The organism is Chthonobacter rhizosphaerae (genome assembly GCF_013839525.1).
Lineage (GTDB): Bacteria > Pseudomonadota > Alphaproteobacteria > Rhizobiales > Pleomorphomonadaceae > Chthonobacter > Chthonobacter rhizosphaerae.
Map to the genome: position 1 here is coordinate 196,263 of NZ_JACDIS010000008.1, position 18,381 is coordinate 214,643.

Here is an 18,381-nt window from a genome sequence, read left to right on the forward strand (position 1 = left end):
ACGGGCGGTCGCGGCAAGCCGACGACGCCAAGCGCGCAGGGCTCGCGGTCCTTCGTCTCGGTCCGTTAGAGATTGTTCGCGACCACGTCGGCGTTCTGCTGGGCGGTGGCGAACTCGAGTGCGATGCCGTCGTCGAAGTGGCGGACGACCCGGGCGCGCATGCGGCCGAGGGTGACCGGCTCGCCGAGCGGCGGCCGGAACTCCAGGGCGACGGCCGCGCCGGACAGGGAGACGTCGATGATGCGGCAGCGGAGCTCGCGCCCGTCGGCCAGGATCACATGGCTGAACGGATTGCGCGGCACGATGCGCTCGTGGCGCCGGTCCTCGGGCAAGTTGAGCACGTGACGGTTCGCCAGCCAGGTGAGCTGGGAGGCGAGCTTGTCGCGCTTGCGCGGGCTGGCGTTGACCGTCATCGCGAACCCGCCCTCGAACAGGCGGGTGATTTCGCCTTCGATGCGGCCGATGTGGTCCAGGTAGGCCACCACGCGCTCGCCAACGACGCCCGACACCGGCGTCATCAGGGCGGCGCCGCCGGGCGACATGTCGACGACCTGGCAGGGGTATTCGGTCCGGTTCGACAGCATGAAGCGGCCGAGGACGTTGATCTTCACGCGCTGGAACCGGCGCCGGTCCATCTTGGGGAGCGGGCGCCGACCCTCCTGTATGGGGCGTGACATCGTCATTCCGGAACCGTCGAAAGCATGAGCCGGAAGGCCTTCCGGCCTACGGAATCCGACACTAGGCCTTTGTTACTTAACGGCTAGTATATGTAGTGCAGATTGAGGGTTACTTCCGCCCGCCCTCGATGATCGTGAGGTGCGCGACCTTTCGACCCGAGGCCGGAGCCGCGGCGCGCTGGTTGCGGCGGACGGCGTTCGGCACGGCCACGGGCTCCTCTTCGGCGGCGAGGCCGGTGCGCAGGAAGGCGGGCCGCTCGTCGGGCCAGATCAGCCTGAGGCTCAGGATGGACTGGCGCACCACCGGGTGAAGGCCGATCCAGTATGGCTGGTCGAGCGGGGCGAAGCAGCCGAGGATGCGGGTGTGGCGCGGGCCGTCGTGGCGGAGCGGCAGGAGCATCACCTCGACCGGCATCTTCTGGCCGCGCTCGTTCTGCGCCTCGATGCCGATGACGGCGGCGGCCCCGTCCTCCACGATGGCGGCGAGCATGCAGGCGATGGCCTCGCGGTCCTTCCCGGCCCACATGTCGAGAAGGTTTCGGCCCTTCAGTTCACGGCAGTAGGCGGCGCACAGGCGGGTGCCGGCGAGGCGGAACGTGTAGGCGCTGCGGTCGTGGGCCTCCAGGATGAAAGTGTCGCCGAGGATATGGCGGATGTCGCCCGGCTCGATCTCGTGACGGGCGGGCGCCGTGCGACGACCGCGCAGGCGGCTCCAGTAATCGTACAGCGTGCGGGTCGCAGCGTGCTTCATCCTCGCCCTACTCTCCAGGCCGGTATCGTGACCGTTCGTTCGGGGCCGACGCCCCCGGACCGCGAAATCCGGTGACGGGCGGCGGACCCGGAGGGCTTCCGCCGGCCGAACCGTTTCGGCACAGGCGGATCCCTCTTAGACCAAACCTGGTCCCGCTGAGCAGGAGGCATGCCAGCGGGGGTGAGTCATCCACATGGTTTTAAGAAATGGCGGGCTTTTCGGGGGGCGGGCGTTAACGGTCCGGACCGGCGAGCGGCGCGACGGGCCGCGGAATCCCGCTTTGGGCGGGCGCTGTTCCGCCCTGGCACAGGTGAGGATCGTTAACGACCGGCAGGGGTGCCGTTAACCCATCCTGGCGTTGAAACCGTCCCGCTCCGACCCATCCGAATCCCGTGCGGCCCCGCGCGAGTCGCCCGGCGCGGCGGTTGCCGACCGGCCGGGGAGGGGCTATCTCCCAAGACACCCACTGCGCTACGGTCCCGCCGCGGCGTCGCTTCCGCTCCGTCGCTCCGGCGAGGTCCATGTCCGAACCCATCCTCGTCCCGCGTCGCGAACCGGTCCTCAACCTGCCGCGGGTGATCACCGCGTTGCTGATCGTCCTGGCGATCATCCACCTGGTGCGGACCTACGTGCTCTGGCCGCGCCAGGACCAGCTGCTGCTGCTCGTGTTCAGCTTCATACCGGCGCGCTACGAGGCCGCCGGCCTCGGCGTCGACTTTCCGGGCGGCGCGCTGGCGGACCTCTGGACACCGCTCACCTACGGGCTCCTCCACGGCGACTTCGTCCACCTGGCGGTCAACGGGGTCTGGCTCGCGGCCTTCGGCAGCGCTCTGGCGTGGCGGTTCGGCGCGTGGCGGTTCCTGCTCTTCTCCGCGCTCGCCACCATGGGCGGGGCCGCGGCGCATTACTTCGCCCACAGCCAGGACTTCGTCCCCATGGTCGGCGCGTCCGGCGCCATCTCGGGCCACATGGCGGCCGTGTCGCGGTTCATGTTCCAGACTGGCGGGCCGCTCGGCCGGTACGGCCGGGATCCGCAGGCGCGCTTCCAGGTGCCGGCGGTGCCGCTGTCCGGCGTGATCGCCGACAGGCGCGTGCTCGGCTTCCTGGCGATCTGGTTCGCCATCAACCTCCTCGCGGGCTTCGGCACGCTCGCGGTGCCGGGCGAGGAGGCTGTCGTCGCCTGGGAGGCGCACGTGGGCGGCTTCCTGACCGGGCTGCTCCTGTTCGACCTGTTCGATCCGGTCCGCCGCGCCCCGGTGGAGGTCGACCCCTACGACCGGTTCGACGGCCCCGACCGACCGGCCGGCTGAGCGCCGTCCCATCATCCTTTGGACTCGGTTCGGGCCCCGGAGCGCCGACCGCGACGTTTCGCCGTCGCCGGCTTCTTGCTCCTCAATCGATTTAGACTCATCTTCAAAGGACGTCCGGCCGATGCCGGCGGGGAGGCGCCGCGGTCCTCAAGAACGGCGGCGTCCAGGGGGGCGATCCAGAGGAGACAACGAATGACGGTGCAGTCGATACTCGCCACGAAGGGTAAGGACGTCACCACGGGTGACCCGTCGATGACCATCGCGCAGGTCTGCGCACGGCTTGCGGAGCATCGGATCGGCGCGCTCGTGATGACCGACGAGTCCCGCTCCGTGGTCGGCATCATTTCCGAGCGCGACGTGGTGCGCGTGATGGCCAACGGCGGCGCCGACGCGCTGCAGGACACGGCGAGCCGGCACATGACCCGGACCGTCATCACCTGCGGCAAGCGCGACAGCGTGGACGACGTGATGGAGAAGATGACCCGTGGCCGGTTCCGCCACGTGCCGGTGTGCGACAACGGCGAGCTCGTCGGGATCATTTCGATCGGCGACGTGGTGAAGTACCGGATGGCCGAGATCGAGCGCGAAGCGCAGGACATGCGCAGCTACATCGCCACGGCCTGAACTCGGACAGCGCCGCCGCCCTGAAGGCGGCGGTGCGGCTGCCGCGGCTGCCCGCTCCCATTGGGGAGGCGGGCGAGGAGGGAGCCTGCGGCGCTCCTTCAGGCCAGCGCGTGCACGAGGTCGCGGATCTCGGCGACCTTGTGGACCGTGGCCTCGTAGCCGGCGTCGATCGCCTCGGCGGCCCGGTGGAACTCGAACAGACCGATCCGACCGAGCTTCGGCCCGATGGTCACGTCGGGCGGATCGCCGGCGAGGCGCGCCCGGGTGATCCGGTCCTGGATGATGTTGAAAGCTTCCATCATCACGCCCGGGATGCCCGGCAGGCCGTCCACGTCGCCGCCGACCAGCGTGCGCAGGAAGGACGTGCGGGCGCGCGCCTGGGGCTCCGCCATGTCCGGGAGGTGATCGATCGGACCCGGCGGCAGGTGGTGGTGGATGACCGCGCCCTTGCCGAACGTGTCGGCGCCAAGATTGACGGCGATCACCAGCCGGGCGCCCTGGGCGCGGCTGACCGACACCGGCACCGGATTGACCAGCGCCCCGTCCACCAGCCAGCGGCCGCCCACGCGCACCGGCGTGAACAGGCCGGGGAGGGCGTAGGACGCCCGGATCGCGTCCACGAGCGGGCCGGACGACAGCCAGATCTCGTGCCCGGTGCCGAGTTCGGTGGCGACCGCCGTGAAGTCCTTGGTCAGGTCCTCGGCGCGGATCGGCCCCAGGTGTTGCGTCAGCAGCGTGCCGAGCCGACGCCCGCCGATCAGCCCGTGGCCGGAGAGCGACACGTCCATCAGCGACAGCATGCGCCGCTTGGTGATCTGCCGGGCGAAGACCTCCAGGTCGGCAAGATGGCCGGACAGCCAGCAGCCGCCCACCACCGCGCCGATCGAGGTGCCGGCCACGGCGTCGACCTCGATGCCGGCCTCGGCCAGCGCGTGGAGGACGCCGATATGGGCCCAGCCGCGGGCGGAGCCGCCGCCGAGGGCGAGCCCGACGCGCGGGCGAAAGGGGGCGGGATCGTCGATGGCGGGTTCGTCAGGCGTCAGGACGGTCGCGGCCGCGCCGGCGAGGCGGGGAGTCCTGATCCAGAAGCGGGACACGGCGTCGAACATCATCGCCACCCTCTCTCATGCTTCAGCTTAGATCAGGAAGTACGAAGAAACCATCAAACCCAAGGATGACGCTCCGTTGCGCGCGGAGCGGGAACTTTTCCGAGGCCGAGGATGCGCCGGCTCGATCAGGGCTTGCCGTAGACCGTCGCCGGGTCGAAGCGCCGCTCGCCGCCGGCCGCCTCGAGCGCGACGGGGCCGTCCGCCGCCTTCTGGCCGAGCGGGATGCGCCGATAGAAGCACGAGACCTGGCCGGTGTGGCAGGTGGCGCCGTGGCCTTCCACCCGCACCCGCATGACGACCGCGTCCTGGTCGCAGTCGACCAGCAAGTCCACCACCTTCTGGACGTTGCCGCTGGTGGCGCCCTTGTGCCAGAGCTCCGACCGGGAGCGGCTCCAGTACCAGCCCTCGCCGGTCTCGATGGTGAGGGCGAGGCTTTCCGCGTTCATGTGGCCGACCATCAGCACGGCGCCGGTGTCCGCGTCCACGGTCACGCACGTGATGGTGCCGTCGGCGCCGAAGCGCGGGGCCAGAACGAGACCGCCCTCGCTCTCCGACTTGGAGGCGAGGGCGGGAAACAGCGGGGAAGCGGCCATCGGGAGGTCTCTCGCGGATGATCCGCGACGAGGCGTCAGCGTCCGGCGCGGAGAAGCGTCATGAAGCGGACCTGTTCCGCCGGATCGTCGCGGAACACGCCTGTGAACTGGGTCGTGATGGTCGACGAGCCGGACTTCTGGACGCCGCGCATCGACATGCACATGTGCTCGGCCTCGATCATCACGGCGATGCCGCGGGGCTTGAGCCCCTCGTCAATGGACGACACGACCTCGGCGGTCAAGGTCTCCTGGGTCTGCAGCCGGCGGGCGAACACGTCGACCAGACGGGCGAGCTTGGAAAGGCCCACCACGCCTTCCGACGGGTAGTAGGCGATGTGCGCCTTGCCGACGAAGGGCACCATGTGGTGCTCGCAGTGGGAGAAGAACGGGATGTCGCGGACGAGCACCATGTCGTCGTAGCCGGCGACGTCCTGGAACACCCGCTCCATCATGGCGGCCGGGTTTTCGCTGTAGCCCTTGAACAGCTCGCCGTAGGCCTTGACGACGCGCTTGGGCGTGTCGATCAGGCCCTCGCGGGTCGGGTCGTCGCCGGCCCAGGCGATGAGGGTGCGCACGGCGGCCTCGGCTTCCTCGCGGGTCGGGCGCACCAGCGGCTTCGTCGCTGTCTGGGTGCGCTCGACCAAGCCGGCGGGTGTCAGAATGGCGTCCATGTTCGGGCCTCGTCCGGTACGTTCTTCCACCCTGATACGCCTCGCGCCTGTGATCGGACCATCGGAAAACGGCCGGACCTCGATCGGCCATGCCGAACATCGCTGCCCAAGCGACGGTGGTTGTCGCCTGTCCTCGTGCCTATATACTCAGCCGAGACGTCCTGTGAAAGACTGCCCGGTTTCTCCTGGACCTCAAAGAAACATTCAGCGCCTGCGGTTTTCGGTGATGATTGACGACATCTACAATGCGAAGATTCTGGACTTCGCGGGCAACATTCCGCGTCTGGGCCGGCTCCAGGAGCCGGACGCGACCGCCAAGGCGCACTCCAAGCTGTGCGGCTCCACGGTGGTGGTCGACCTGAAGACGGATGGCGGCCGGGTCACGGATTTCGCCCACGACGTCAAGGCTTGCGCGCTCGGGCAGGCATCCTCGTCCATCATGGCGCGCACTGTGGTGGGGGCGACTGCCGCCGAGTTGCGCGACCTGCGCGACACCATGCGCCGCATGCTGAAGGAGAACGGTCCGCCGCCGTCCGGCCGCTTCGAGGACTTCCGCTTCCTGGAGCCGGTCCGCGACTACAAGGCGCGGCACGCCTCCACGCTTCTCACGTTCGACGCGGTGGTGGACTGCCTCGACCAGATCGACGCCAGGGCCGGGGGCGTTCCCGACGCGAAAGCCTCCGCCGGGGCGAGCGCCTGACATGCCGGCGGACCGGGCCGACGTCGCGCCGCCGCCGGAGCCGACCATCGGCCGGCCGGTGCGTTTCGCCGCCCACCTGCTGATCCGCTTCTACCAGCTGACCTTGTCCGGCCTCTCCGGACGCCAGTGCCGCCACGGCCCCACCTGCTCGGCCTATACGGACGAGGCGATCCAGCGGCACGGCCTGTGGGCCGGCGGCTGGATGGGGCTCGCCCGCATCCTGCGGTGCCACCCGTGGGGCTCGTCCGGCTTCGACCCTGTCCCGTCCGCCGTCGACCCGGCCTGGCGCTGGTGGGCGCCCTGGCGGGGCGCGCGCTGGACCGGCCGGCACATCGACCCGGCCACCCGGCTCGACTGATCCGTTCCCGACCGGTCAGTCCACCGCCCGCGCCGCGGGTTCCGGCGTCGCTTCGGCCGCCGCCGCCGCTTGCGCGCCCCGGCCGGACACGGAGTGCCCGGCGTCGGGCGCGAGGCGCAGGAAGACCAGCGGCGCGATCAGGCTGATGGCCGACACGGCGAGGAAAGCCGGCACGAAGTCGGCCGCCACCAGCACCGTGTCGCCGCGGGCCGAGCGGGTGAACTCCAGCACCGCCGCCGCCACCGCGACGCCGAGCGCGATGGAAAGCTGCTGAGTGACGCTGGAGAGGCTCGTCGCCTGGCTCATCGCCTTGCCCTCCAGGTCCGCATAGGCGAGGGCGTTGAGGGCCGTGAACTGCAAAGACCGGAAGAAGCCGCCGACGAGGAGCACGGTGAAGATCACCGCTCCCGGAGTCGCCTCCGTGAAAAGCGCCGTCACGGCCAGGAAACCCGTGGAGATGAAGCCGTTCGCGACCAGCACCGTCCGGAAGCCGAAGCGGCGCAGGATGGGCGGCGCGGTGAACTTCATCAGCATGGCGCCCGCCGCCGCCGCAAAGGTGAGCGAGCCGGACGCGAAGGCCGTCATGCCGAAGCCGATCTGCAACATGAGCGGCAAGAGGAACGGGATGGCGCCGATGCCGACGCGGAAGAACAGGCCGCCGATCACCGACGCCCGATACGTGGGCACCAGGAGGAGGCGCAGATCGATCAGCGGGTGCTCGGCCCGCCGGGCGTGGACCACATAGGCGACGAGGAAGGCGAGCCCGAGGCCGATCATGGTGCCCACCACCTCGTGCGGCAGGATTCCGATGCCGCTCGCCGCCACGCCGAACACGAAGCCCGCGAGTCCGAACCCGGACAGGAGGAACCCGAAGGTGTCGAGCTTCGGCACGTCCGTGTCGCGCACGTTGGCGATGTAGATGGAGACGAGCGCGAAGCCGAGCACGCCGATCGGCACGTTGATCCAGAAGATCCATCGCCAGTCGAACCATGTGGTGATGAAGCCGCCGACGGGTGGCCCGAGCATGGGCCCGATCAACCCCGGGACAGTGAGCCAGGAGAGGGCGCGCAGATAGTCCTTCTTCTCCACCGAGCGCAGCAGTACCAGCCGGCCGACCGGCACCATCATGGCCCCGCCCATGCCTTGCACCACCCGCGCCGCCACGAACCCCTCCAGCGACGACGACAGGCCGCAGAGCACCGACCCCGCCACGAACACCACGATCGCCAGCCGGAACACCGTGCGCGCACCGAACCGGTCCGCCATCCAGCCGGAGACGGGCGTGAAGATCGCGATGGAGAGGAGATAGCTCGTGAAGGCGAGCTTGAGGGCGATGGGATCCACCCCGAGATCCACCGCGATCGCCGGCAGCGACGTCGCCACCACGGAGGAATCGAGGTTCTCCATGAAAAGCGCGCAGGCGACGATGAGAGGGATCAACATGGGGACGGCGCCGGACGAAAATCGTACGGTAGCCTTATGGATCGGATCGGCTCCGCCGTCGAGAGCTATTGCACGACGGCCTCGGAAGCGGCCGAAAGGCGGCGTTGCCCCGCAGCGCGTCGGCTGGAATGGCCGGCCGCGCGAGGCTGAGCACGTCGCGCAGCAGGTTGGTGGGTGGCCCGTTGTGGCCGCATCCGTTCCGGTCAGATCGCAGTTGCGCGCCGGGGCCGCGTGGTCCACAACCAAGGGTGGACGGTTCGCCCCAGGTCCCGGGTCGGTCCTGAACCGCGGGCATCTACCGCCCCAGCAATTCCTCCGGCACTGGACCCCAGCCGACATAGTGTCTGATGCCGCTGTCTCCAAAAACAACGAGTGGCTTTGCGAGGCGATACAAGTCCGTTCTTTCCAGCAGATATCGAATGACAGGGTCGTTGGGTCGTGCTGAGTAGACGTCCAAGATAACCGTTTCCTCGGGGTAGTCCTTGTAAATCGGCTCCTCGTCCTCTTCGTAGAAGTTCGAATGTGTATGTATGTGCATGGCTTGCCCATCGCTGTAGCTTTCGTAACCACCCACATGAATATTCTCGTGAAGCGTTCTCGCCAGCCTGAAGCGATCGACAAAGACGCGACCAACCTCCTCGAAGGTTTCCGGATTCAGATTTCCGATATAGGCGAAGTAAGCCTGAATACATAATCTTGTCACGGCAGTATCCTGTATTCTCCACGTTTGGTGACAGATCCCCAATCCTTGAAGATCATGAAAGTTATTTTGGGTCGGCCTATCGCTGCTTGGATCCGCACGAGCGCCGGCTCCAGTCCCAGAGGCCGAAGCTGATTCGAGCGGATTGGCGCCGTCCTGCCCCCGCCGCGGATCTCCACACCCAACCTCCGCGCCTGCTCGAAGAGCTGCGCGTCCACGATGGCGAGGTCGACGTCGCTTTTTTCGCCGGTGTCGAAGAGGAGCCGCCTTGTGAAGCGGAAGCCGGTGTTCAGGCTGCCACGCATGACGAGCCAGGCGTTCGGGTGGCCGGCGGTTTCCAGATCACGATAGGCATTATTCACAACTGAAAAATACGTCCGGTCATCCGAAAAGCCAAGAGGCCTCAGTGGAGAGTTGGTCCTCAGAATGTCCGGCGGGATGGCGGGACGCGTGAGGCTCAGCACGTCCCGCAACAGATCGGCCGGCGGCTGGTAGTGCCCCGCACCTGTTCCCGTCAATGCGCGATGACGGGCAAGGGCGGCTTGTTCGACGGCGCGCAGATGCGCGACGGATTGGACAGGGCCCCGCCCGCGCGGCTATACCGCTCCCGTCCGAACACCCTGTTGCCGCTTACCCGCGCTCGTCAGCGGGAGTGAGCGAGGAGAGACCCGATGACCGTTCACATCACCTTCCCCGACGGCTCCGTGCGCGACTTCGAGCCGGGCACCACCGGCCTCGCCATCGCCGAGGGCATTTCCAAGTCGCTCGCCAAGAAGGCGGTGGCGATGGCGCTCGACGGGGTGCTGACCGACCTTTCCGACCCCATCACCCGCGACGCCCGGCTGGAGATCGTGACGCGCGACGACCCGCGCGCGCTGGAGCTCATCCGCCACGATGCGGCGCACGTGATGGCCGAGGCGGTGCAGGAGCTCTTCCCCGGCACCCAGGTGACCATCGGCCCGGTGATCGAGAACGGCTTCTACTACGACTTCTTCCGTCCCGAAGGCCCGTTCACCCCGGACGACCTGCCGGTGATCGAGGCGAAAATGCGCGAGATCATCGCCCGCGACGCCCGCTTCACCAAGGAGGAGTGGACCCGCGACCAGGCGAAGGACTGGTTCGCCACCAAGGGCGAGGCGTTCAAGATCGAGCTGGTCGACGCCATTCCCGAAGACCAGACCTTGAAGATCTACCGCCAGGGCCAGTGGCTCGACCTCTGCCGCGGCCCGCACATGACCTCCACGGGCAAGATCGGCAACGCCTTCAAGCTGATGAAGGTGGCCGGCGCCTATTGGCGCGGCGACAGCAACCGCGAGATGCTGACCCGCATCTATGCGACCGCTTGGCACACCGAGGATGAGCTGAAGGCCTATCTCCACATGCTGGAGGAAGCCGAGAAGCGCGACCACCGGCGGCTCGGCCGGGAGATGGACCTGTTCCACTTCCAGGAGGAGGGGCCCGGCGTCGTGTTCTGGCACGGCAAGGGCTGGACCATGTTCCAGGAGCTGGTGGCCTACATGCGCCGGCGCCTGCGCGGCGACTACCAGGAGGTGAACGCGCCGCAGGTGCTCGACAAGAGCCTGTGGGAGACCTCCGGCCACTGGGGCTGGTACAAGGAGAACATGTTCGGCGTGCAGTCCGCCGGCGACGACGCCGAGGACAAGCGCCTGTTCGCCCTGAAGCCGATGAACTGCCCCGGTCACGTGCAGATCTTCAAGCACGGCCTGAGGTCCTACCGCGAACTGCCGCTCCGCATGGCGGAGTTCGGCGTGGTGCATCGCTACGAGCCGTCGGGCGCCATGCACGGCCTGATGCGCGTGCGCGGCTTCACCCAGGACGACGCGCACATCTTCTGCACCGAGGAGCAGATGGCGGCCGAGTGCCACAAGATCAACGACCTGATCCTGTCGGTCTACCGCGATTTCGGCTTCGAAGAGGTGGTGGTGAAGCTCTCCACCCGGCCGGAGAAGCGCGTCGGCTCTGACGCGCTCTGGGACCACGCCGAGGAGGTCATGACCAAGGTGCTGGAGGAGATCGCCGCCCAGTCCGGCGGGCGCATCAAGACCGGCATCAACCCGGGCGAGGGCGCCTTCTACGGCCCGAAGTTCGAGTACACCCTGCGCGACGCCATCGGCCGCGAATGGCAGTGCGGCACCACCCAGGTGGACTTCAATCTGCCGGAACGGTTCGGCGCGTTCTACGTGGACAAGGACGGCGAGAAGAAGACCCCGGTGATGATCCACCGGGCCATCTGCGGCTCCATGGAGCGCTTCCTCGGCATCCTGATCGAGAACTTCGCCGGCCACTTCCCGCTGTGGCTCGCCCCGACCCAGGTGGTGGTGACCACCATCACCTCCGACGCCGACGCCTATGCGGCCGAAGTGCACCAGAAGCTGCTGCGCGCGGGCGTCCGGGCCGAGGTGGATCTTCGCAACGAGAAGATCAACTACAAGGTCCGCGAGCACAGCCACGCCAAGGTGCCGCTCATCTTCGTGTGCGGGAAGCGTGAGGCGGAGGAGGGCACCGTCAACGTGCGCCGCCTTGGCAGCCAACACCCGACCGGCATGTCGCTCGCCGACGCGCTCGCCCTGGTGGCCGACGAGACCGTGCCGCCGGACGTGAAGCGGGCGAAGGTCGGACTGGCCGAGGCCGCCGAGTGACGATCGAGAGGGGCTCCCACCGGGAGCCCCTTTCTTCGTCCGGGCACGGCGCGCGTGGTCGCGCCGGACGGTCGCTCGCCGGGCCTCAGTAGAGCCGGCTGCGAGGGTCGTCGCTGCGCTCGGCCACGTGCAGGCGGTCGAGGAAGCCCTGCAGGATGAAGCTCGCCGCCATCTTGTCCACCACCTCGCCGCGCCGCTTGCGCGAGGCATCCGCCTCCAGGAGCGTGCGGGTCACGGCGGCGGTCGACAGGCGCTCGTCCCAGAACACCATCGGCAGGTCGGTCAGCGGCCGGAGCAGGCGCACGAAGGCGCGGGTGGACTGTGCGCGCGGACCCTCGCTGCCGTCCATGTTGACCGGCAGGCCGACGACGAGGCCGCCGACGCCCTGCCGGGCCGCGAGGGCGAGAAGCTTCTCGACGTCCTTGGTGAACTTCACCCGCGGGATGGTCTCCAGCGGCGAGGCGATCCGGAAGCCGGCGTCGGACACCGCGATGCCGATGGTCTTGGTGCCGAGGTCGAGCCCGAACAGGCGCGCCCCGGCCGGCAGGGCCGCCCTGAAGGCGAAGGGATCGTCGTGGAGCTCGGCTGTCATGGCGCCGGGATAGCACGGCGCGGGCGGAGGGTCACGCCTCCTCGGGCGTCCCGTCCGGGTCCGCGTCCACGCCGGCGCCGGCGTCGTCCACCCGCTGCTCCAGGGCGGCGACCAGACGCTCGGCGGCGGCCGGGTCGGCCCGCAGCAGCGCCATGAAGGCCTCCTCGGCCTTGTCCTCGAGCGCGCGATGGTAGCGCGCCTTCACCGTCTCCACCCTGTTCGCCACCTGCCGCAGCCGCTCCAGGCCGGCGCCGGGCCGGTCGTCGGCGAGTTCCAGGAGCGCTTCGGTCAGGATGCCGAGCTGCTTGCCGAAGCTCGCCACCTCCGAGACGATCCGCTCCTCGATCTCCCGGTCGCCCGCATAGGTGACGACGGTCGGCGACAGCCAATTGGTAACCGGGGCGATCACCTGTTGGTTGGAGTCCGCGCCGGGGAACTTGATTTCCGTCGGCCAGGGAAATGGGAACGTCAGCATGGCAGCCCCGGTCTCTTCGCGCTGCAGCATGCTAGCACGGCAAAACACCGGTGGCGATGCGCGGGACCTTGGCACAATGGCTTGGTCTGGCTTTTCAGGCGGTCCGGACTACCTTGTCGGCTGTCCCCCACGTCCCTCCCGAGGAGGAGCTTCGCCCATGAAGATCACCTGGTACGGCCATTCCGCTTTCCGCGTCGACTACGCGGGCGCGACCATCCTGTTCGATCCGTTCCTGTCCCAGAATCCCAGCTTCAAGGGCGAGATCGCCACGGTTCAGGAGGGCGTGACGCATATCGTCCTCACCCACGGCCACGGCGACCACCTGGGCGACACCATTCCGATCGCCAAGGCGACCGGCGCGAAGGTGATCACCAACGCGGATCTCTGCGGCTTCCTCGGCGCGCGCGGGCTCACCAACCTGGATCCAGGCAACACGGGCGGCACCATTGACCAGGGCGGCTTCTCGGTCAGCTTCGTCAACGCGCTCCACTCGTCGGCGACCCAGACCGAGGACGGCGTCTCGCACGCGCTCGGCAACCCGAACGGCATCATCCTGAAGGCGCCCGGCGAGAAGACGCTCTACCACATGGGCGACACCGACATCTTCGGCGACATGGCGCTGATCGACGAAATCCACCGGCCCGCGGTCGGCCTGGTGCCGATCGGCGACCGCTTCACCATGGGCGGCAAGGTGGCCGCAATGGCCTGCCGGCGCTTCTTCTCGTTCGAGACGGTGATCCCGTGCCACTACGGCACCTTCCCGCTGATCGACGCCACGGCGGACGTGTTCGTGGAGGCCATGGGCGATCGCGCCGGCACCGTGAAGGTGCTCGGCCTCGGCGACAGCATAACGCTCTGAGGGGCGCGACGAGCCGGGCGCGGGGCGGCTGGACGCCGGCGGGGAGACGCCCCGCCGGGATCACGACACCGGCGTCGGGGTGAAGCTCGAGACCCGGTTCCGGCCGCTGTTCTTGGCGTGGTAGAGCGCCGCGTCCGCACGGCGCTGGGTGTCCGCGATGGTCTCGCCGCTGTTCAGGACCGCGACGCCGAAGCTGGCCGTCACCGTGAAGGTCTCGCCGCCGGCTTCGATCGTCACCGCGGCGATCTGGTCGCGCAGGTATTCGGCCACCGAAACCGCGCCTTCCAGCGGCACGTCCGGCAGCACCACCGCGAACTCCTCGCCGTTGATGCGGCCGAACAGGGCGTCCGGCGGCATGCGCGACTGACCGATGCTGCGGATCACCTCGTCGCCGGCGTTGTGGCCGTAGACGTCGTTGATCCGCTTGAAGTGATCCACATCGAACAGGATCATGGACAGCACGCCGTCCGGCGGCAGGCTCGCGCTCGCCTCCTCGGCGCGCTCGAAGAAGGCGCGGCGGTTGAGGATGTCGCAGAGCGGATCCATCGTCGCGAGGGCGATCAGCCGCCGCTGCATCACCAGGGTGCGTTCGGCGACGCGCAGGCGCGCGTTCAGCTCGTCGGGACGGGGCGGCTTCGGCATGAAGTCATCGGCGCCGGCGTCGAGTATTCCGATGACGTGCTCCGAATCGGTGTTGGCCGACATGCCGATCACGTAGAGGGGGCGGCCCTTGTCGGCGAGCACCCGCACCTCCCAGCAGAGTTCGGTGCCCGACAAGGTGGCGACCTCGAAGGAGGTGATGACGACCTCCACGTCCGTGTTCTCGCGAACGAAATCGAGCGCTTCCTGGCCGTCCGTGAAGAGGCTGATCTGGTCGCCGCGGTTCTCGATCATTCTGTAGAGGATCATCAGCCCGGTCCGGCTGCCGTCCACGATCACGATATGCATCGGCCTTGGTTCTTCTTCCTTGCCTGCCCAGGCATTCCGACCCTCAACACCTATCATGACGCGCCCGCCCTGGCGACCTAGGGCCCGCCCGCACTTCCATGATGGTGACTGGGCGGTTGGCGGACTGCGCGACCCTCTGCTATGAGGGCGCACGATCAGACACCTCCTTTCTCGAGGAACCGCCTCCCATGTCCGTCGACACGGCCACCGTCACGCGCGTCGCGCGGCTCGCCCGCATCAAGGTGACCGCCGAGGAAGCCGAGCGCATGACCCACGAGCTGAACTCCATCCTGGGCTTCGTGGAACAGCTCGACGAGGTGGACGTCACGGGCGTGGAGCCGATGACGTCGGTGGTGAACAGCGTGATGCGCCGCCGGGCCGACGAGGTGACGGACGGCGGCGACGCCGCCCGGGTCACCGCCAATGCGCCCATGAGCGACGACAACTTCTTCCTGGTGCCGAAGGTGGTCGAATAGGGCGCCGTCCGTCCTTGTCCATCGTTGCCGTCCCGTTCCTTTCTGCCGGATGTCCGCCCGTGACCGACCTGACCGACCTGACGCTCGCCGAAGCCCGCGACGGCCTCAAGGCCCGCGACTTCACCGCCGTGGACCTGACCAAGGCCTATGTGGCCGCCGTGGAAGCTGCGCGCGACCTTAACGCCTATATCGTGGAGACTCCCGAGAAGGCGCTGGCGATGGCGGCGGCCTCGGACGAGCGGATCGCCAGGGGCGAGGCGCGGCCGCTGGAGGGAATCCCGCTCGGAATCAAGGACCTGTTCGCCACGGAAGGCGTCCATACCCAGGCCTGCAGCCATGTGCTCGACCGGTTCCTGCCGCCCTACGAATCCACCGTCACAGCCAATCTCTGGGCGGACGGGGCGGTGATGCTCGGCAAGCTCAACATGGACGAGTTCGCCATGGGGTCTTCCAATGAGACGTCCTACTACGGGCCGGTCACCAACCCCTGGCGCAAGCGCGGCTCCAACGCGCGCCTCGTGCCGGGCGGCTCCTCGGGTGGGTCGGCGGCGGCGGTGGCGGCGCGGATCTGCCTCGGCGCCACGGCGACCGACACCGGCGGCTCGATCCGCCAGCCGGCCGCCTTCACCGGCACGGTCGGCATCAAGCCGACCTACGGGCGCTGCTCGCGCTGGGGAATCGTCGCGTTCGCGTCCTCGCTCGACCAGGCCGGCCCGATCGCCCGGGACGTGCGCGACACCGCCATCCTGTTGAAATCCATGGCGTCCGTCGATCCGAAGGACACCACGTCGGTGGATCTGCCGGTGCCGGACTACGAGGCGGCGGTCGGACGCTCGGTGAAGGGGCTGAAGATCGGCATTCCGCGCGAATACCGGCTGGACGGCATGCCGGCGGAGATCGACGCGCTCTGGCAGAAGGGCATCGACATCCTGAGGGATGCCGGGGCGGAGATCGTCGAGATCTCGCTGCCGCACACCAAGTACGCGCTGCCGGCCTACTATATCGTGGCGCCGGCGGAGGCGTCGTCCAACCTCGCTCGCTATGACGGCGTCCGTTACGGGCTTCGGGAGAAGGGCGAGGACATCGTCGACCTCTACGAGACGACCCGCGCGGCCGGCTTCGGCGCCGAGGTGAAGCGGCGCATCCTGATCGGCACCTACGTGCTTTCGGCGGGCTACTACGACGCCTACTACCTGCGCGCCCAGAAGGTCAGGACCCTGATCAAGAAGGACTTCGAGACCGTCTACGCCGACGGCGTCGACGCCATCCTGACCCCTGCGACCCCGTCGTCGGCGTTCGGGATCGGCGAGAAGGCGGGCGCGGATCCGGTGGAGATGTACCTCAACGACGTGTTCACCGTGACGGTGAACATGGCTGGCCTGCCGGGTATCGCGGTGCCCGCCGGGCTGTCGGCGGACGGTCTGCCGCTCGGCCTGCAGCTCATCGGCCGGCCCTTCGACGAGGAGACGCTGTTCACGCTGGGCGCGGCCATCGAGCAGGCCGCCGGCACGGTCTCGGCCGAGCGTTGGTGGTGACGGTTCGACAGGTCGGCGGGTTGATTGCGGTGTCGACCGGATGGCCGAGGAGACCGTGGACGACTGCGCGCGCATCCTCGGCGCCTGCGACTTCGACGTCGGCGTCGCCCGGCGGACCCGCACGATGGTGATCGGCCCGAGGCGGCGACGGTCTGGCCCTTGACCTTCCGGCCCCGCCGTCCAATAGGAGGGGGACTATCCCGCTCCGATCGGGCGACTTGCCGATCCCAGAGACACGAGCCCTCGCCATGACCATCGCGCCGCGCATTCCCGACCCGAAGAAGCTCATCAAGGGCGCCACCGGCGACTGGGAGGTGGTGATCGGCATGGAGGTGCATGCGCAGGTCACCTCCAGGTCCAAGCTGTTCTCGGGCGCCTCGGCCGCCTATGGCGGCGCGCCGAACAGCCATGTGTCGCTGGTGGATGCGGCCATGCCGGGCATGCTGCCGGTGATCAACGAGGAGTGCATCGCCCAGGCGGTGCGCACCGGCCTCGGCCTGAAGGCGGCGATCAACGAGGTTAGCGTCTTCGACCGGAAGAACTATTTCTACCCGGACCTGCCGCAGGGCTACCAGATCAGCCAGTACAAGCAGCCGATCGTCGGCGAGGGCGTGGTCACGGTGGACCTACCGGACGGGATCTCGATCGAGGTCGGGATCGAGCGCCTGCACCTGGAGCAGGACGCCGGCAAGTCGATCCACGACCAGCACCCGACCATGTCGTTCGTGGACCTGAACCGTTCGGGCGTCGCCCTGATGGAGATCGTCTCCAAGCCGGACCTGCGCTCGTCGGAGGAGGCCAAGGCCTATCTCTCCAAGCTCCGGACGATCCTGCGCTACCTCGGCACCTGCGACGGCAACATGGAGGAGGGCTCGCTGCGGGCCGACATCAACGTGTCGGTGCGCCGTCCGGGCGAGCCGCTGGGCACCCGCTGCGAGATCAAGAACGTCAACTCCATCCGCTTCGCCGGTCAGGCGATCGAATACGAGGCGCGCCGGCAGATCGGCATCCTGGAGGACGGCGGTGTCATCGACCAGGAGACTCGCCTTTACGATCCCGGCAAGGGCGAGACCCGGTCGATGCGGTCCAAGGAGGAGGCGCACGACTACCGCTACTTTCCGGATCCGGACCTCCTGCCGCTGGTGCTGGACCCGGCCTGGATCGAGGGCCTGAAGGCGCACCTGCCGGAACTGCCCGACGAGAAGAAGGCGCGCTTCATCGCCGACTACGGGGTGACACCCTACGACGCCATGGTGCTGACCCTGGAGCGCGCCTCGGCAGACTATTTCGAGCAGGTCGCGAAGGGTCGGGACGGCAAGGCCGCCGCCAACTTCATGATCAACGAGCTGTTCGGCCGACTGAACAAGGACGGCCGGTCGATCGAGGACAGCCCGGTGTCGGCCGACCAGCTGGGCGCCATCGTGGACCTCATCCGCGACGGCACCATCTCGGGCAAGATCGCCAAGGACCTGTTCGAGATCGTCTACACAGAGGGCGGCGACCCGCGCGACCTGGTGGAGAGCCGCGGCCTCAAGCAGGTCACCGACACGGGCGCGATCGAGAAGGCGGTGGACGACGTGATCGCCGCCAACCCGGACAAGGTCGCCCAGGCGAAGGCCAAGCCGACGCTCGCCGGCTGGTTCGTCGGCCAGGTGATGAAGGCGACCGGCGGCAAGGCCAATCCGCAGGCGGTGAACGACATCGTCAAGGCGAAGCTCGGCATTGAGTGAGGCTCGGCCGGGTTTGCGTGCGCCGTCGCGGATCCTGCGCGGCGACAGGGGTTATGAGGCGGCGCGCCGGCGAGGTCGGCGCCCGCGACACGGGACCGCCTCGTGCCGCCGCGGGAACCACGCCATCCTGCCGCGGGCGGGCCGACCCGGCGCCCGACGCGCGTTCTCCA

Annotated in this window: 21 protein-coding genes; 10 read left to right on the plus strand and 11 right to left on the minus strand. The window is 68.4% G+C overall.

All coding sequences use genetic code 11. The features are described from left to right. Positions 1 to 65: 65 nt before the first annotated feature. Entirely contained in the window at positions 66 to 677 is a 612-nt protein-coding gene (locus tag HND91_RS15905) for a PilZ domain-containing protein (protein WP_181707584.1), read from the minus strand. Between the two features lie 109 nt (positions 678 to 786). Then, complete coding sequence (locus HND91_RS15910; protein WP_181707585.1) at positions 787 to 1,428, minus strand: PAS domain-containing protein; 642 nt, start codon at positions 1,426 to 1,428, stop codon at positions 787 to 789. Between the two features lie 521 nt (positions 1,429 to 1,949). Here HND91_RS15910 and HND91_RS15915 point away from each other — a divergent pair. Together HND91_RS15915 and HND91_RS15920 are read left to right on the plus strand one after the other, a co-directional pair. After that, positions 1,950 to 2,738: a rhomboid family intramembrane serine protease gene (locus HND91_RS15915; protein WP_181707586.1), complete on the plus strand. Its 789-nt coding sequence runs from the start codon at positions 1,950 to 1,952 to the stop codon at positions 2,736 to 2,738. A 192-nt stretch (positions 2,739 to 2,930) separates the two neighbouring features. After that, positions 2,931 to 3,362, plus strand: a complete 432-nt coding sequence (locus HND91_RS15920) for a CBS domain-containing protein (protein ID WP_181707587.1) — start codon at positions 2,931 to 2,933, stop codon at positions 3,360 to 3,362. Positions 3,363 to 3,460: 98 nt separating this feature from the next. Here HND91_RS15920 and HND91_RS15925 read toward each other — a convergent pair whose 3' ends face one another. The 3 genes from HND91_RS15925 to folE form a co-directional block, all read right to left on the minus strand. Further along, the gene (locus HND91_RS15925) at positions 3,461 to 4,474 is read right to left on the minus strand and encodes a patatin-like phospholipase family protein (protein ID WP_246329512.1); all 1,014 of its coding nucleotides are present in this window, start codon (positions 4,472 to 4,474) and stop codon (positions 3,461 to 3,463) included. Between the two features lie 122 nt (positions 4,475 to 4,596). Next, the gene (gene hisI / locus HND91_RS15930) at positions 4,597 to 5,064 is read right to left on the minus strand and encodes a phosphoribosyl-AMP cyclohydrolase (RefSeq protein WP_181707588.1); all 468 of its coding nucleotides are present in this window, start codon (positions 5,062 to 5,064) and stop codon (positions 4,597 to 4,599) included. 35 nt (positions 5,065 to 5,099) lie between these two features. After that, positions 5,100 to 5,735 (minus strand): GTP cyclohydrolase I FolE, encoded by a 636-nt coding sequence (gene folE / locus HND91_RS15935; protein ID WP_181707589.1) that lies wholly within the window; start codon positions 5,733 to 5,735, stop codon positions 5,100 to 5,102. A gap of 226 nt (positions 5,736 to 5,961) precedes the next feature. Between folE and HND91_RS15940 the strand changes: the two genes are divergently transcribed. Further along, positions 5,962 to 6,435 (plus strand): iron-sulfur cluster assembly scaffold protein, encoded by a 474-nt coding sequence (locus HND91_RS15940; RefSeq protein WP_181707590.1) that lies wholly within the window; start codon positions 5,962 to 5,964, stop codon positions 6,433 to 6,435. A gap of 1 nt (position 6,436) precedes the next feature. Continuing rightward, positions 6,437 to 6,793, plus strand: a complete 357-nt coding sequence (yidD, locus tag HND91_RS15945; protein WP_181707591.1) for a membrane protein insertion efficiency factor YidD — start codon at positions 6,437 to 6,439, stop codon at positions 6,791 to 6,793. Between the two features lie 15 nt (positions 6,794 to 6,808). On the opposite strand, the gene HND91_RS15950 is transcribed toward yidD, so the two are convergent. The 3 genes from HND91_RS15950 to HND91_RS15960 all read right to left on the minus strand — a co-directional run bounded on the left by HND91_RS15950 (position 6,809) and on the right by HND91_RS15960 (position 9,400). Continuing rightward, entirely contained in the window at positions 6,809 to 8,236 is a 1,428-nt protein-coding gene (locus HND91_RS15950; RefSeq protein ID WP_181707592.1) for an MFS transporter, read from the minus strand. A 295-nt stretch (positions 8,237 to 8,531) separates the two neighbouring features. Next, positions 8,532 to 8,939: a hypothetical protein gene (locus HND91_RS15955; protein WP_181707593.1), complete on the minus strand. Its 408-nt coding sequence runs from the start codon at positions 8,937 to 8,939 to the stop codon at positions 8,532 to 8,534. After that, on the minus strand, positions 8,936 to 9,400 hold the full coding sequence (locus HND91_RS15960; RefSeq protein ID WP_181707594.1) for a hypothetical protein: 465 nt from the start codon (positions 9,398 to 9,400) through the stop codon (positions 8,936 to 8,938). The genes HND91_RS15955 and HND91_RS15960 overlap by 4 nt, the downstream gene beginning before the upstream one ends. 207 nt (positions 9,401 to 9,607) lie before the next feature. Here HND91_RS15960 and thrS point away from each other — a divergent pair, with 207 nt between their 5' ends. Then, positions 9,608 to 11,596, plus strand: a complete 1,989-nt coding sequence (gene thrS / locus HND91_RS15965) for a threonine--tRNA ligase (RefSeq protein WP_181707595.1) — start codon at positions 9,608 to 9,610, stop codon at positions 11,594 to 11,596. A gap of 85 nt (positions 11,597 to 11,681) precedes the next feature. Here thrS and ruvX read toward each other — a convergent pair whose 3' ends face one another. Both ruvX and HND91_RS15975 read right to left on the minus strand, forming a co-directional pair. Next, on the minus strand, positions 11,682 to 12,188 hold the full coding sequence (gene ruvX, locus HND91_RS15970; RefSeq protein ID WP_181707596.1) for a Holliday junction resolvase RuvX: 507 nt from the start codon (positions 12,186 to 12,188) through the stop codon (positions 11,682 to 11,684). Positions 12,189 to 12,219: 31 nt separating this feature from the next. Continuing rightward, positions 12,220 to 12,663: a hypothetical protein gene (locus HND91_RS15975; RefSeq protein ID WP_181707597.1), complete on the minus strand. Its 444-nt coding sequence runs from the start codon at positions 12,661 to 12,663 to the stop codon at positions 12,220 to 12,222. Positions 12,664 to 12,820: 157 nt separating this feature from the next. Between HND91_RS15975 and HND91_RS15980 the strand changes: the two genes are divergently transcribed. Next, complete coding sequence (locus HND91_RS15980) at positions 12,821 to 13,522, plus strand: metal-dependent hydrolase (protein WP_181707598.1); 702 nt, start codon at positions 12,821 to 12,823, stop codon at positions 13,520 to 13,522. A gap of 60 nt (positions 13,523 to 13,582) precedes the next feature. Here HND91_RS15980 and HND91_RS15985 read toward each other — a convergent pair whose 3' ends face one another. After that, on the minus strand, positions 13,583 to 14,470 hold the full coding sequence (locus HND91_RS15985; protein WP_181707599.1) for a GGDEF domain-containing response regulator: 888 nt from the start codon (positions 14,468 to 14,470) through the stop codon (positions 13,583 to 13,585). A 188-nt stretch (positions 14,471 to 14,658) separates the two neighbouring features. Here HND91_RS15985 and gatC point away from each other — a divergent pair, with 188 nt between their 5' ends. The 4 genes from gatC to gatB all read left to right on the plus strand — a co-directional run bounded on the left by gatC (position 14,659) and on the right by gatB (position 18,211). After that, the gene (gene gatC, locus HND91_RS15990) at positions 14,659 to 14,946 is read left to right on the plus strand and encodes an Asp-tRNA(Asn)/Glu-tRNA(Gln) amidotransferase subunit GatC (RefSeq protein ID WP_181707600.1); all 288 of its coding nucleotides are present in this window, start codon (positions 14,659 to 14,661) and stop codon (positions 14,944 to 14,946) included. A 59-nt stretch (positions 14,947 to 15,005) separates the two neighbouring features. After that, on the plus strand, positions 15,006 to 16,481 hold the full coding sequence (gene gatA, locus HND91_RS15995; protein WP_181707601.1) for an Asp-tRNA(Asn)/Glu-tRNA(Gln) amidotransferase subunit GatA: 1,476 nt from the start codon (positions 15,006 to 15,008) through the stop codon (positions 16,479 to 16,481). A gap of 40 nt (positions 16,482 to 16,521) precedes the next feature. Beyond that, complete coding sequence (locus HND91_RS23095) at positions 16,522 to 16,644, plus strand: hypothetical protein (protein WP_281379119.1); 123 nt, start codon at positions 16,522 to 16,524, stop codon at positions 16,642 to 16,644. An 85-nt stretch (positions 16,645 to 16,729) separates the two neighbouring features. Further along, complete coding sequence (gatB, locus tag HND91_RS16000) at positions 16,730 to 18,211, plus strand: Asp-tRNA(Asn)/Glu-tRNA(Gln) amidotransferase subunit GatB (protein ID WP_181707602.1); 1,482 nt, start codon at positions 16,730 to 16,732, stop codon at positions 18,209 to 18,211. Positions 18,212 to 18,381: the final 170 nt, after the last annotated feature.

Excerpts from the sequence above, each read along its gene's own strand:
- HND91_RS15905 (WP_181707584.1), bottom strand. The coding sequence starts at position 677 with ATGTCACGCCCCATACAGGAGGGTCGGCGCCCGCTCCCCAAGATGGAC.
- HND91_RS15910 (WP_181707585.1), bottom strand. The coding sequence starts at position 1,428 with ATGAAGCACGCTGCGACCCGCACGCTGTACGATTACTGGAGCCGCCTG.
- HND91_RS15915 (WP_181707586.1), top strand. The coding sequence starts at position 1,950 with ATGTCCGAACCCATCCTCGTCCCGCGTCGCGAACCGGTCCTCAACCTG.
- HND91_RS15920 (WP_181707587.1), top strand. The coding sequence starts at position 2,931 with ATGACGGTGCAGTCGATACTCGCCACGAAGGGTAAGGACGTCACCACG.
- HND91_RS15925 (WP_246329512.1), bottom strand. The coding sequence starts at position 4,474 with ATGATGTTCGACGCCGTGTCCCGCTTCTGGATCAGGACTCCCCGCCTC.
- hisI (WP_181707588.1), bottom strand. The coding sequence starts at position 5,064 with ATGGCCGCTTCCCCGCTGTTTCCCGCCCTCGCCTCCAAGTCGGAGAGC.
- folE (WP_181707589.1), bottom strand. The coding sequence starts at position 5,735 with ATGGACGCCATTCTGACACCCGCCGGCTTGGTCGAGCGCACCCAGACA.
- HND91_RS15940 (WP_181707590.1), top strand. The coding sequence starts at position 5,962 with ATGATTGACGACATCTACAATGCGAAGATTCTGGACTTCGCGGGCAAC.
- yidD (WP_181707591.1), top strand. The coding sequence starts at position 6,437 with ATGCCGGCGGACCGGGCCGACGTCGCGCCGCCGCCGGAGCCGACCATC.
- HND91_RS15950 (WP_181707592.1), bottom strand. The coding sequence starts at position 8,236 with ATGTTGATCCCTCTCATCGTCGCCTGCGCGCTTTTCATGGAGAACCTC.
- thrS (WP_181707595.1), top strand. The coding sequence starts at position 9,608 with ATGACCGTTCACATCACCTTCCCCGACGGCTCCGTGCGCGACTTCGAG.
- ruvX (WP_181707596.1), bottom strand. The coding sequence starts at position 12,188 with ATGACAGCCGAGCTCCACGACGATCCCTTCGCCTTCAGGGCGGCCCTG.
- HND91_RS15975 (WP_181707597.1), bottom strand. The coding sequence starts at position 12,663 with ATGCTGACGTTCCCATTTCCCTGGCCGACGGAAATCAAGTTCCCCGGC.
- HND91_RS15980 (WP_181707598.1), top strand. The coding sequence starts at position 12,821 with ATGAAGATCACCTGGTACGGCCATTCCGCTTTCCGCGTCGACTACGCG.
- HND91_RS15985 (WP_181707599.1), bottom strand. The coding sequence starts at position 14,470 with ATGCATATCGTGATCGTGGACGGCAGCCGGACCGGGCTGATGATCCTC.
- gatC (WP_181707600.1), top strand. The coding sequence starts at position 14,659 with ATGTCCGTCGACACGGCCACCGTCACGCGCGTCGCGCGGCTCGCCCGC.
- HND91_RS23095 (WP_281379119.1), top strand. The coding sequence starts at position 16,522 with ATGGCCGAGGAGACCGTGGACGACTGCGCGCGCATCCTCGGCGCCTGC.
- gatB (WP_181707602.1), top strand. The coding sequence starts at position 16,730 with ATGACCATCGCGCCGCGCATTCCCGACCCGAAGAAGCTCATCAAGGGC.